Origin of the sequence: Geopseudomonas sagittaria, from assembly GCF_900115715.1 — a bacterium.
GTDB classification, from domain to species: domain Bacteria; phylum Pseudomonadota; class Gammaproteobacteria; order Pseudomonadales; family Pseudomonadaceae; genus Geopseudomonas; species Geopseudomonas sagittaria.
This window is the reverse complement of sequence record NZ_FOXM01000002.1, coordinates 370,797-383,762: the sequence shown is the minus strand read 5'-3', so window position 1 is coordinate 383,762 and position 12,966 is coordinate 370,797. Positions and strand designations below refer to the sequence as shown.

Genomic DNA, 12,966 nt, shown 5'->3' with positions numbered 1-12,966 from the left:
TGACGGCACCAACCAGGCAAGCCGCCAGTACCGCCCTGCTCAACGGTACTCGACCAGCACCTGCAGCCCGCGCACCACCAGCGCCGCGCCCGGCCGCGCGCGCTGGAAGCACAACTGCAGCGGCTGGCCGGCATCCCGCCCGGCCAGGCCGTGGCTGCGCCCGCGCGGGCCGGGCAGCGCGACACACTGCGCGCCCTGGCACAGCCAGGCGCGCAGCGGCGCAGCGGGCGCCATGGCGAACTGCCAGGCGACGCTGGCCAGGCGGCGCCCCTGGGCCAGCGGCGGCGCCTGCAGCGGCGCGCTGCAGCTGCGCTGATCGCTGCGCGCCACGGACAGGCCCGGCGCATGAGCCTGCCAGCTGCCGGGCGCCGGCTCCGCCAGCGTCAGGCCGGCGGCCGGCAGCAGCAGCGCGCCGCCCAGCAAGGCAGCCAGACGGCAGCAGCTCATCAGCACGCCCCGCCCGGCTGCTCGGGCAGCAGCAGCAGTTCGAGATCCAGGAATGCGGCGGCCGCCTGCTGCAGGTTGCGCAGCAGGCCGGCATGGCTGGCGATGCCGTCATGCAGGGCGAGCAGACGCAGCGGGCCGGTCTGCTCGCGCAGGCGGCGCAGCAGACGGAAGCTGCGGCGGAAGCTGTCGGCATCGTCGGCGACCCACAGCGCCCAGCGCGACTGCTGGCTGGCGAGCACCGCCAGGTGCGGGCTGTCCGCTTCCAACGCCACCACCTTCCAGCGTGCCGGATCGCCGACCCAGCGGTGGCCATTGGCCTGCCAGCGCGCCAGGGTCGCCCGTACCCGACGGGACTGCTCGCCAAGCGGCCCGGGCAGGCCGACCACCATCAGGGTGACCGGCTCGGCGGCGGGCGGCGCAGGGGCCAACGCGGATCCGGGCGCAGGCGCGGCCGCCACGCCGAACTGCTCCGCCCAGCGGCGTAGCCCGGCGGCCTGATCGCCCTCTTCCATCATGCCCGCCGCCATCAGTGCACGCCGGCGCCGCCGGCCACCTGGCGCAGGGTGTCACGGGCGGCCAGCAGGTGCAGCAGGGCATCCAGATGCTGCTGGGCGCTGCGCTGGCGGCGACCGCCGGCCAGGCTGAGCAGCTGGGCGCGCACGTCCATCGCCCAGTCGCCCTCGGCCAGCTCCAGGTGGCTGGCGCTGGCCGCCAGGCCGGCGGCGAGGAACAGGCGCAGCTCGGCCTGCAGCGGATCGAACAGCCCTTCCAGGCTCAGCCAGGCACGGCCGGTCAGGCTGGCCAGGTCGTCGCTCTGCAGCTGGCGCAGCAGCAGCGCCTGCTGCTGGAGCAGGCCCTCCTCGCCCGCCGTGGCGCTGCTGGCCAGCCAGAAGCGTTGCTGCGGCGGGCGACCGCCGTCGATGTCGTGCAACTGGCCGAACCAGGCCTGCAGCGGCCACGGGCCGCTGTGCTGGCCGCGCTCGCGACTGGCGTCGAGGCCGACGTCGAGCAGCGCCAGGTCGAGCTGCACGGCATGGCTGCGGTAGCGGCAGTGCAGGCTGGCCTGCGGCATGGCGATCTCGGCCAGGGTCTGCAGGGCGTAGCGCTCGCCGCGGTAGTCGACCCGGCTGTTGCCCTTGGCCGCCGCCAGCCAGGCGCTGCCCTGCGCCGCCAGGGCGCGCAGGGTGGCGGCGTCCGGGCTGGCCGGCAGCAGGTGATCGGCCTGCGGCCACTGCTGGGCGGCCCACTCCAGCCGCGCCGAGGCGCCGGCCGGCAACTGGTGGGCGAGCCAGGGGCGGACCTGCAGGCGGCCCAGGCTATCGAAGCTGAGCAGCGGCATCTGCCAGGTCTGCCCCGGCAATGCGCCGGCGCGGCCCCACAGCAGCAGGCCGGAGTTGGACGGCGGACTGGCGGCGAGCAGCGCGGCCAGACGTTCGCCCTGCAGGCTGCGCGGCAGCGCAGCGAGCTGCCAGGCGGCCTCGAGCAGGGCGAAGCCGTCGACCTCGCGGCGCAGGCCGTCGAGCGCCGCAGCCATCGCCCGGCCGTGGCCGAGCAGGCCGCGCGACAAGGCTTCCAGACGCTGACCGGGAGCGCCCGGCGTGCTGCTGGCGGCCACGAACGGCGACTCCTGGCTGGCCGCCAGGGCCTGGCGCACCAGCGCCGGCGCCGCGGCGGGATGCAGGTCCTCGGGCACCTGCTGGCCGCTGGACAGGTAGTGCAGGCGCAGGTTGTGACGGATCAGGATGTCCAGCACCGGACCGAGCCGGGCGGCCTCGTCGCTCTTGGTGACGATACAATCGTCGAGACGCGAACCGGCGGCGCGGGCGGCGCGCTGGTAGGTGGCGACCACCTCCTCCAGGGTATCGCCGTGGCTGGCGGCATTGAGCAGCAGCATCAGGCGCACCGGGTGGCCGGTGCCGCCGAGCTGGGCGATCTGGCCGATCAGGCGCTGGTCGCGCTGGCTCATGCCGATGGTGTCGATGATCACCAAACGCTTGCCGGCCAGCTGCGCCAGCACGCCATCCAGCGCCGCCTCGGCGGGCAGCGCTTGGACCTCGACGCCGAGCAGGCGGCCATAGATGCGCAGCTGCTCGTGGGCACCGATCCGGTAGCTGTCGGTACTGAGCAGCGCGACCTGGCCGCTGCCGTGGCGCATCACGTAGCGCGCCGCCAGCTTGGCAGTGGTGGTGGTCTTGCCGACGCCGGTGGGGCCGACCAGTGCCAGCACGCCGCCCTCGTCGAGCAGGTCGTTCTCGTCCTCCGGCACCGGCAGGCGCGCGGCCAGCTGGCGCTCCAGCCAGGCGCGGGCGGCTGGGTCGTTGACCGTGGCGTGCTGTAGCTCGGCCGGCAGCGCGGCGAGGATCTCGTCGCACAGGTGGGCGCCGAAGCCGGCCAGCAGCAGCACCTGGCGCAGACGCCCGGCGCCGCTGTCGGCGCTGGCGGTCGGGGTCATCTGCCGATTGAGCAGCTCGCGCATGCCCTGCATCTCGCCGAGCAGCAGCTCGCCGAGGGCGGCGAAGTCCGCAGCCGGGGTCGGCGCCGCCACGGGCGGCGGCGCGCTGTCCTCCTGGGTGCGCTGGTAGGCGGCGGCCCGCTGGGCGGCGAAGCCTGCCGGCGGCATCGCTGGCGGCTGGCGCATGCCCGGCGGCATGGCAGTTGGCATGGCAGGCGGTGCCGACTGCTGGGGTTGCACCGGACGCGGCGCCGGGGCTGGCGCGGGAGCAGCAGCCGCCTGTTCGGGCACCAGCCGCTGGTGTTCGTCGTCGGCCATGGCGAGGATTTCCACGCCCTCGGCGGTGGTGCGGTTGGACAGGATCAGGGCGTCCTCGCCCAGCGCCGCGCGCACCTGGCGCATGGCGTCGCGGCTGTTGGCCCCGACGAATCGTCTGACACTCATCAGTTATTGCCTCCGATCAGGCTGGTTACGCGCAGCATGCGGTCATCGGGAATTTCCGCCAGCGACATCACCACCAGGTGACGCAGGCGCCGGCGCAGGAAGCGCGCCAGCAGCGCGCGCAGGCGGTGCTGGACTACCAGCACCGGCGCGTCGCCGTTGGCTTCCTGGCGGTTGAGGGCGGTTTCGGCCAGCTGCATGAGGTTGCCGGCCAGGCCGGGTTCCAGTGCGCCGCCGTTGTTCATGGCCTGCGCCAGCACCTGCTCGAGGCCGGCATCCAGGCCGATCACGCGCAGCTCGCCCTGGCCGCCGAACCACTGCTGGGTGATCGAGCGACCGAGGGCCACGCGCACCACGGCGACCAGATCCTGGGCATCGGACTGCGCGCCGGCATGCTCGGCCAGGGTGTCGAGGATGGTGCGCATGTCGCGGATCGACACGTCCTCCTCCAGCAGGCTCTGCAGGATGCGCTGCAGGGTGGTGAGGCTGATCGCCTTGGGCACCACCTCCTCGACCAGCGCCTTGTTGTCCTCGCCGAGCTTGTCGAGCAGCTGCTGGACCTCCTGGCGGCCGAGCATGTCGCTGGCGTGGCGGTGCAGCAGGTGGTTGAGGTGGGTGGCCGCCACGGTGCTGGCATCCACCACCGTGTAGCCGTAGACCTGCGCCAGCTCGCGCTGCTCGAGGTCGATCCACACCGCCGGCAGGCCAAAGGCCGGGTCGGTGGTGGCCTGGCCCTCCAGCTTGCCGGACACCTGGCCGGGGTCGATGGCCAGCCACTTGCCGGGCTGCAGCTCGGCGCGGCCGACCTCGACGCCCTTGAGGCGGATCACGTAGGTGTTTGCTCCCAGCTCCAGGTTGTCGCGGATATGCACCACCGGCGGCAGGAAGCCGACTTCCTGGGCGAACTTCTTGCGCACGCTCTTGATCCGTCCGAGCAGCTCGCCGTGCTGGCGCTGGTCGACCAGCGGGATCAGCCGGTGGCCGACCTCCAGGCCCAGGGTGTCGACCAGTTGCACGTCGTCCCAGCTGGCTTCCGGCGTCTCGGCCGGTGGCGGCAGCTCGGGATTGCTCACCTGGTCGAGGAGCTGTTCCTCCTTGCGCCGCCCCATCCACCAGGCCAGGGTGCCAAGCAGCGCGGTGAACAGCAGGAACACCAGGTTGGGCATGCCCGGCACCAGGCCGAGCAAGCCCATGACGCCGGCCGCCAGCCACAGCACCTGCGGGTTGTAGAACAGCTGGCCGATCATCTGCTGGCCGACGTCCTCGTCGGTGTTGACCCTTGAGACGGTGACGCCAGCCGCGGTGGAGATCACCAGCGCCGGAATCTGCGCCACCAGGCCATCGCCGATGGTCAGCAGCACGTAGGTCTGCGCCGCGCTGGAAAAGGCCATGTCGTGCTGCAGCATGCCGATCAGCAGGCCGCCGATGACGTTGACCGCCATGATCACCAGGCCGGCCACCGCGTCGCCGCGCACGAACTTGCTGGCGCCGTCCATCGAGCCGTAGAAGTCGGCTTCCTGGGAAACCTCGCGGCGCCGGCGGCGCGCTTCGTCCTCGCCGATCAGGCCGGCGTTGAGGTCGGCGTCGATGGCCATCTGCTTGCCGGGCATCGAGTCGAGGGTGAAGCGCGCGCCGACCTCGGCGATGCGCCCGGCGCCCTTGGTGATGACCATGAAGTTGATGATCACCAGGATCAGGAACACGGCGAGGCCCACGGCGAAGTTGCCGCCGACCAGGAAGTGGCCGAAGGCCTCGATCACCTTGCCCGCCGCGTCGCCGCCCTCGTGACCGTTCAGCAGCACAACCCGGGTCGAGGCCACGTTGAGCGACAGGCGCAGCAGCGTGGTGAACAGCAGGATCGCCGGGAAGGCGGCGAAGTCCAGCGGCTTCTGGGTGAACATGCTGACCAGCAGCACCATGATCGACAGGGCGATGTTGAAGGTGAAGAACAGGTCGAGGGCGAACGGCGGCAGCGGCAGGATCATCATCGACAGGATGAGGATGATCAGCAGCGGCCCGGCGAGCAGCCTCGCCTGTCCACCGGCACGCAGGCCGGAACCGTTCAGCCACACGGTCAGCGCATTCATCGGGATTCCTCGGGCATCTCGCGCCGGTTGAGTTCATCGAGTTCGGCCGGGACCGGCAGATCGTGCGGGGTCGGCGGCATCTCGCCGCCTTCCTCGCGCACGCGCCTGAGCCGGTAGGCCCAGGCCAGCACCTCGGCCACGGCGGTATACAGTTCGGCGGGGATCTCCTTGTCGAGATCCACATGGCGGTACAGCGCGCGCGCCAGCGGTGGCGCCTCGAGCAGCGGTACACCGTGCTCGGCGCCCAGCTCGCGGATGCGCGCGGCGACCAGATCGGTGCCCTTGGCCACCACCCTGGGCGCGCCCATGCTGCCGTCCTCGTAGGCCAGCGCCACCGCGTAGTGGGTCGGGTTGGTGACGATCACGTCGGCGCTCGGCACCTTGCTCATCATCCGCCGCCGCGCCACCGCCTGCTGCTGGGCGCGGATGCGCCCCTTGACGTGCGGATCGCCTTCGGACTCCTTGTGCTCCTGGCGCAGATCCTCCTTGCTCATGCGCAGCTTCTTGGCATGGCTCCACAGCTGGTAGGGCACGTCGATGAGGATCACCACCACCAGGGTCAGCACGATCAGGCCGCAGGCCTGCGCTGCCAGACTCAGCGCATTGGCCAGCGCCTGCGGCAGCGGCTGGGTCATCAGCGCCATCATCTCGCCGACATGGCTGGAGATGAACTGCACGGCGACCCAGCCGACCAGCAGCGACTTGGCAATCGCCTTGCCCAGTTCGGCCAGCGCGTGGCTGGAAAACAGCCGCGCGAGCCCCTTGAGCGGGTTGAGCCGGGAGAACTGCGGGGCCAGCGACTTGGCCGACAGCAGCCAGCCACCCAGCAGCATCGGCGACACCAGGGCAATCAGCAGCAGCAGAATGAACAGCGGCAGCAGGGCGAACAGGCTGTGCCGCGCCAGGCTGGTGAAGTGGGCGACCATCACCGCCGGATCGAACGCCACCTCGCGCTCGAACAGGAACGACTGCTCCATGACCAGGCCGAGCTGGGCGTAGAGCGTGCTGCCCATCGCCCACAGCCCACCCACACCGCCAGCCAGCAGCAGGAAGGTGCTCAACTCGCGGGAACGGGCGACCTGCCCGTCTTCGCGAGCCTTTTCCAGGCGCCGGGGTGTCGCCGCTTCTGTCTTGTCGTCCTGATCGCTGTCGTCAGCCATGGCCTTGTGCGCGCCTGCGGCGACTCTACGGGCAAAAAGGCATTGTGCAGCCGAACGCCTTCCGCCAATCGGCGAAACAGCGTGCGGATTCGCCGGCTTATCGAGCGGCGGGCGGTTGTGTCAGCCGCCCCGGCGTGGCTGGGCTCAGAGCTGGCGCATCAACTCGTCGATGCAGTTGACCACCCGCATGCTGGCCTCTTCCATCTGCTCCAGCGCCTCGCGCATGCCCTGCAGATCGCCTTGCTGCCCGGCCTGCAGGGCGCGCTGGCCGGCTTCGTGCACTTCGCGATGCGGCGCATCGAGGGCCTGGAAACTGTGCACATGGGCATAGTGCCGGGCACCGTAGCCCTGGAAATACCATTTGCCGAGGCGGCATTCGGTATGACAGGTCAGCTGCGCGCCGAACTCGGCGTTGTGGATGTGGCGGTAGACCTGGTTCTTCCACACCGCATGATCGAGCTTGGTGGCGTTGAGGAAGGAGGTCGTGGTGGTGTCGCGGATGATGTGCTGCAGATGTTCGGAACGCTCGATCATTACACCGACTACCTCGTTGATCTGCACCGAGGACGCCGATACCTCGGTGGCGCTGTCCTGGGTCAGCAGCACGGCACTGCGGATGCTGGCGATCTGCTCGACGATCTCGCCGACCAGCGCGTCGATCTGCGCCGTGGCCACGCCAGCGCGCTGCGCCAGCTGTCGCACCTCGCCGGCTACCACGGCAAAGCCGCGTCCGGCCTCGCCGGCCCGCGCCGCCTCGATGGCAGCATTGAGCGCCAGCAGGTTGGTCTGGTCGGTGATCTTCTGGATGTTCGCCACCAGGTCCTTGATGCTGCCAGCAGCGTGGTCGAGCAGTTCGGCGCTGCGCGTGCTGCCCTGGGCATGCTCGTTGATGCGCTGCGAGCGGCTGTCCAGCGCACTCACCGCGCTGCGCGCGTCGCCGAACACCTCGTCCAGCTTCTTCAGCTCCTTGCGCTCCTCGACCAGCGCCTCGGCGCGCTCGGCAATGCTCTGGCGCACCACCTCGAGCATGCCGCTGCCCTTGAGATGGCTGGCATAGACGTGGCTCAGCCCGTCTCGGGTCTGGTCGGCAGACTGCAGCTGCTGCTCGAGCTGCTGGATGTCCTCCAGCAACTTGCGGGCCTCCTGCTCGGCCTGTTCCCGCTGCGCTGCTTGTTTCCTGCTGGCAAATATCATCAAAAGAACCTGTGAATTACGTTGACCGCTAGCGGCGGGATCAGAAGCCCAGCTCGTCGAGCAGGTCGTCGACCTGATCCTGGTTGGCGACTGCATCGCCGGCGGTCGGCTTGATCTGTGGACCGTTGAGCAGTTGCTTGGGCTTCTCCTGTTCCCACTCGCCTTCGGCCAGGCGCTTGAGGATGATCGCCTCACTGCCGTCCGGCACGCTCTCGATCAGCACCTGGATCAGCTGGTGCTCGATCTCGCGGATCACCTCGTTCATCTTCTTGATGACCTGGCCGGTGAGATCCTGGAAGTCCTGTGCCATGAGGATTTCCATCAGCTCACGCTGGGTCGCCTGGGTCTGGCGCGGCACCTCGGCCAGGTAGCCGCGGGTTTCCTTGACCAGCTCGCGGGCCTCCTCCAGCTCCACGGGGTTGGCGAACCAGTCCGCCCAGCGCTTGTCCAGGGCGCTGGCGCCCTTGGCGATCTCGTCCTGCAGCGGCTGGGCACGATCGATGGCATTGAGCGCCCGCTCGGCGGCCTGCTCGGTCATCGACGCCACGTAGGTCAGGCGGTCGCGGGCGTCCGGAATCGCCTCGGCGGCCTTCTCGATCTCCTTGTCCAGGCCGAGCTCGCGCATGCTGTCGCGCAGCATGCGGGTCAACTGGCCGATGCGCTGGATCAGTTCATCGGGGGCCGCGTCCCAACTGGTCGCTGCTTGCTGTGCGTCAACGCTCATAAGCTGTCTCCTCGGGGCGCTTGTTATTTGCCCAGCTTCTCAAAGATCTTGTTGAGTTTTTCTTCCAGGATCGCGGCGGTGAACGGCTTGACCACATAGCCGTTGGCGCCGGCCTGGGCGGCCGCGATGATGTTTTCCTTCTTCGCCTCGGCAGTCACCATCAGCACCGGCAGGTGCTTGAGGTTGTCGTCGGCGCGAATCTGCTTGAGCATGTCCAGGCCATCGAGGTTGGGCATGTTCCAGTCGGAAACCACGAACTCGAACTTGCCCGAGCGCAGCTTGTTGAGGGCATCCTGGCCATCCTCGGCTTCTTCCACATTGTTGAAGCCCAGCTCCTTGAGCAGACTGCGCACGATCCGGCGCATGGTCGGAAAGTCGTCCACTACCAGCATGCTCATACTCTTGTCGGCCATCGTTTATCCTCATCGTTTCATGGCGCTAGTTGATCCGGGGCGCGAGCGCCCGGGTTCAGAATTTTTCCTACCGTCAGACTGGCCGCATGGGCGGCCAATACCTCGCGTGCGCTCCGGCACTGCAGTTGGCTCGGCAAATCAGACCCGTTGCGCCCGACCCGACGCCGAAACCTGCTTCAGGATCCGCTCGGCCATCTGATCGAGCGGCACCACCTCGCAGGCACCGCCCATGGCAATGCCCTCTCGCGGCATGCCGAATACCACGCAGCTGGCCTCGTCCTGGGCGAAGGTGAACGCACCGGCCTGACGCATGTCCAGCAGACCACGGGCGCCGTCACGGCCCATGCCGGTGAGCAGCACACCGATGGCGTTGCGCCCGGCGCTTTCCGCCGCCGAACGGAACAGCACGTCCACCGACGGGCGATGGCGGTTGACCGGCAGACCGTCGTCGAGGCGCGCGACATAGTTGGCGCCGCTGCGTACCAGCTTGAGGTGCGCGGTGCCCGGGGCGATGTAGGCATGTCCCGGCACGATGCGCTCGCCATCCTCGGCTTCCTTGACGGCGATGTTGCACAGGCGGTTGAGGCGCTCGGCGAACGACTTGGTGAAGCCGCCGGGCATGTGCTGGGCGATGAGGATCGCCGGGCTGTTGGCCGGCAGCGGCTCGAGCACGGCACGGATCGCCTCGGTGCCGCCGGTGGAGGCACCGATGATCACCAGCTTCTCACTGGAGATCAGCGGCGCCTTGAGCACCGCCGGACGTGGCGCGCTGGCCGGTGCGGCCTGGCGCGGCCGCGAGCGGGCGGCGGCGCGCACCTTGTCGGCAATCAGCTCGCTGTAGTCGAGCATGCCGTGGCGGATGCCCATCTGCGGCTTGGCGATGAAATCCAGCGCGCCCAATTCCAGCGCGCGCAAGGTGACTTCCGAGCCGGCCTGGGTCAGCGACGACACCATCAATACCGGCATCGGCCGCAGGCGCATCAGCCGGTCGAGAAAGTCGAGGCCGTCCATGCGCGGCATTTCCACGTCGAGGGTCAGCACGTCGGGGTTGTGCTGCTTGATCAGGTCGCGCGCCACCAGTGGGTCGGCGGCCACCGCCACCACTTCCATGTCCGGCTGCGAGTTGATGATCTCGCGCAGCAGGTCACGTATCAGCGCCGAATCATCGACACACAGAACCTTGATCTTGGGGACACTCAAGCTGCTCTCCTTCGCGTTCAGCTCATTGCCAGCCGGGGGCTTTTCCCCTCACCGGCCGCTGTGATGCAGTTCACACCTGTCTATCAGCACTTATCGGCCGCGCCGGCTCAGTCTTTAGAAGCTCGGTCTTCAGGAGTTCAGCCTTTAGGCTGGGCCGCGCCGCGCAGGGTGTACACGGTCTGCCCACGCAGCACGAAGTCGTCGCTGATGTAGGTGAAGTTCTCCGAGTGGCCGGTGATCAGCAGGCCATCGGGCTTCAGGTAGGAGACGAAGTGCTTGAGGATCTTCGCCTGACTCGGTTTATCGAAGTAGATCATGATGTTTCGGCAGAAGATCACGTCGAAGGGACCGCTGATAGGCCACTGCGCGTCGTGCAGGTTGAGCTGGCGGAACTCAACCATGCTCATCAACTCCTGACGCACCCGCGCCAGACCGATGCGCTCGCCGCTGCCGCGCAGGAAGAACTGCCTCGCGCGCTCCTCGCCCATTTCCAGCACCTGCTTGAGCGGATAAACGCCGGTCCTGGCCTTGCCCAGGGCATCGCTGTCGATGTCGGTGGCGACGATCCGCGATTGGCTGGCCAGTTGCGGGCCAAGCGCCTCGCTCAGGGTCATGGCGATCGAATAGGGCTCCTCGCCGGTCGATGCCGCCGCACACCACACCCGCACCGGCTCGCGCCGGCCGGCCACATGGGCGGCCAGCAGCGGGAAGTGGTGCGCCTCGCGGAAGAACGCCGTGAGGTTGGTGGTCAGCGCATTGGTGAACGCCTCCCACTCCCGCGCGCCGGGCTGGCGCGCAAGACGGTCGAGATATTCGCCGAAATGGCTCATGCCGTGCAGGCGCAGGCGCTTGGCGAGACGGCTGTAGACCATCTCGCGCTTGTTGTCGGCCAGCACGATGCCGGCACGGTCGTAGATCAACTGACAGATACGTCGGAAATCCGCATCGGTCAGGATCAGATCGCGACCAAAGGCCGTGCTGGAGGTGGCTTCAGCGGTCATCGGATTGCTCAACACCTACTCCCTGTGAGTTGTCAAAATTCGCTCCACTCCTCGACCGCCGGGATTTCGCGGCGAGCGGTCGGTGGAGTGGCTGGGGCACGCGGCTCGACGCGGCGCTCGCGTGCAATCTCACGGCGCGGCGCCCTGGCCGCGGCACGCTCCGGCTGGTTGCGCAGCTTGAACACTCCCATGGTGCGCAGGGCATCGGTCAAGTGGCCTTCAAGGTCGGCCGACGCTTTCGCCGCGCTCTGTACCAGACCGGCGTTGCGCTGGGTCACGTCGTCCATCTGTGCCACGGCCTGGTTGACCTGGGCAATGCCGCTGCTCTGCTCGTCGGATGCGGCGGCGATCTCGCCCATGATGTCGTTGACCTTGGTCACCGCCGCCACCACATCCTCGATGCTCTGCTCGGCGCGCTGCACCAACTCGGCGCCCTCGTCGATCTGCTGCGAGGAGCTGACGATCAGGCCGCGGATCTCCTTGGAGGCATCCGCCGAACGGCTGGCCAGGTTGCGCACCTCGCTGGCCACCACGGCAAAGCCGCGACCCTGCTCGCCGGCGCGCGCCGCCTCGACCGAGGCGTTCAGCGCGAGGATGTTGGTCTGGAAGGCGATCGAGTCGATCACGTTGATGATTTCGGTCATCTTGCGCGAGGTGGTGGTGATCTGGCTCATGGTGCCAACCACATGACCCATCACCTCGCCGCTCTCGCGTACGGTGCTGGAGGCATCGCTGGCCAGTTGGCTGGCGTGACGGGCATTGCCGGCGTTCTGCTGCACGGTGGCGGTCAGCTCCTCCATGCTCGCGGCGGTCTGCTGCAGGGAAGCGGCCTGCTGTTCGGTGCGGGTGGACAGCTCCTCGTTGCCACGGGCGATCTCTTCCACCGCCACCGACAGCGAGTTGACGCTGTGGTTAACGTCGCGGGCGATGCTGGCGACACTATTGCGAATGGCACCCTGGAAGCGAATCAGTGCGGCCATTTCGGTGATGGGGCAGTCAGCCAGCCGGGCCTCCAGATTGCCGGCAGCCAGTTGCGCCATGTAGTTGACCGAGGCATCAACAGCCTGCAGCACCGAGCGGCTGGTCTGCACTGCCAGGACCACCAATATCGCACCGAGCAGAGCCAGCCCCATCTGGGCAATCGCTTCCAGACTGGAGCCTTCGGCAATGAAGTCCATCCAGCTGGTGAGGCTGCAACCGACAACGATCACCAGCGCAATGACCATCATCAGCCATAGCCGAAAACGCAGGGACGACGGCTGAGCGCGCGCCAGCCAGCCGAGCGGCCCACGACGCACCAGGCGACCGCGATCGAGCCCGTGATGCTTGCCGCGGCCTTCGCGGATCTCCCGGTAGGCTACGCTGGCCTCGGCAACCTCGCCGCGGGTCGGCTTCGAACGCACCGAGGTGTAGCCGACCACCCGGCCGTCCTCGACGGTCGGCGTGACGTTGGCGCGCACCCAGTAATGGTCGCCGTTCTTGCGCCGGTTCATCACCAGGCCGTTCCAGGGTTTGCCCTGCTGGATGGTTTCCCACAGGTTGGCGAAGGCCACCGGCGGCATGTCCGGATGGCGCACCAGGTTGTGGTTGGCACCGTGGAGCTCTTCCCACGCATAGCCACTGACCTCGATGAAGGCCGGATTGGCGTAGGTGATCCGGCCCTTGAGATCGGTACGCGAAATCAGGAAATCACTCTCCTGCAGTTCGTACTCGCGCTGGGTGACCGGCTGGTTGTTACGCATACTGACTTGCTCCACGGATATTGCGGCCGGCTGAGTGCCGACGAATTTAGTGTTCAGTCCAGCGCGGCGGGGAGAACCCGCAGCGCTCGGCGTTGAATCGCGTCC

Annotated in this window: 10 protein-coding genes and 2 pseudogenes; all 12 read right to left on the bottom strand. The window is 68.4% G+C overall.

Translation table 11 applies throughout. From position 1 onward, the window contains the following. Positions 1–39 precede the first annotated feature (39 nt). On the bottom strand, positions 40–447 hold the full coding sequence (locus BM297_RS04035; RefSeq protein WP_139231015.1) for a flagellar protein FlhE: 408 nt from the start codon (positions 445–447) through the stop codon (positions 40–42). Continuing rightward, positions 447–962 carry a hypothetical protein gene (locus tag BM297_RS04030; protein WP_245768198.1) on the bottom strand — a complete coding sequence of 172 codons (516 nt, stop codon included), beginning with the start codon at positions 960–962 and terminating at the stop codon, positions 447–449. The genes BM297_RS04035 and BM297_RS04030 overlap by 1 nt, the downstream gene beginning before the upstream one ends. 11 nt (positions 963–973) lie before the next feature. Further along, entirely contained in the window at positions 974–3,343 is a 2,370-nt protein-coding gene (gene flhF / locus BM297_RS04025; protein ID WP_092428520.1) for a flagellar biosynthesis GTPase FlhF, read from the bottom strand. Beyond that, on the bottom strand, positions 3,343–5,427 hold the full coding sequence (gene flhA / locus BM297_RS04020) for a flagellar biosynthesis protein FlhA (RefSeq protein WP_092428518.1): 2,085 nt from the start codon (positions 5,425–5,427) through the stop codon (positions 3,343–3,345). Before flhA ends, flhF begins: the two co-directional genes overlap by 1 nt. Next, positions 5,424–6,587: a flagellar biosynthesis protein FlhB gene (flhB, locus tag BM297_RS04015; RefSeq protein WP_092428516.1), complete on the bottom strand. Its 1,164-nt coding sequence runs from the start codon at positions 6,585–6,587 to the stop codon at positions 5,424–5,426. Before flhB ends, flhA begins: the two co-directional genes overlap by 4 nt. A gap of 144 nt (positions 6,588–6,731) precedes the next feature. Continuing rightward, positions 6,732–7,121, bottom strand: coding sequence for a CZB domain-containing protein (locus tag BM297_RS22365; protein ID WP_245768203.1), 390 nt, complete (start codon positions 7,119–7,121; stop codon positions 6,732–6,734). A gap of 21 nt (positions 7,122–7,142) precedes the next feature. Continuing rightward, a pseudogene (locus tag BM297_RS22360) lies at positions 7,143–7,616 on the bottom strand (methyl-accepting chemotaxis protein); the annotation flags it as partial. Between the two features lie 205 nt (positions 7,617–7,821). After that, positions 7,822–8,505: a protein phosphatase CheZ gene (gene cheZ, locus BM297_RS04005; protein WP_092428512.1), complete on the bottom strand. Its 684-nt coding sequence runs from the start codon at positions 8,503–8,505 to the stop codon at positions 7,822–7,824. A 23-nt stretch (positions 8,506–8,528) separates the two neighbouring features. Then, positions 8,529–8,918, bottom strand: coding sequence for a chemotaxis response regulator CheY (gene cheY, locus BM297_RS04000; protein WP_092428510.1), 390 nt, complete (start codon positions 8,916–8,918; stop codon positions 8,529–8,531). A gap of 138 nt (positions 8,919–9,056) precedes the next feature. Next, a complete protein-coding gene (locus tag BM297_RS03995) occupies positions 9,057–10,118 on the bottom strand; it encodes a protein-glutamate methylesterase/protein-glutamine glutaminase (protein ID WP_092428508.1) in 1,062 nt (353 codons plus the stop codon). Positions 10,119–10,255: 137 nt separating this feature from the next. Next, complete coding sequence (locus tag BM297_RS03990) at positions 10,256–11,119, bottom strand: CheR family methyltransferase (protein WP_092428653.1); 864 nt, start codon at positions 11,117–11,119, stop codon at positions 10,256–10,258. 332 nt (positions 11,120–11,451) lie between these two features. Beyond that, positions 11,452–12,861: pseudogene (locus BM297_RS22260) on the bottom strand (methyl-accepting chemotaxis protein); the annotation flags it as partial. Positions 12,862–12,966: the final 105 nt, after the last annotated feature.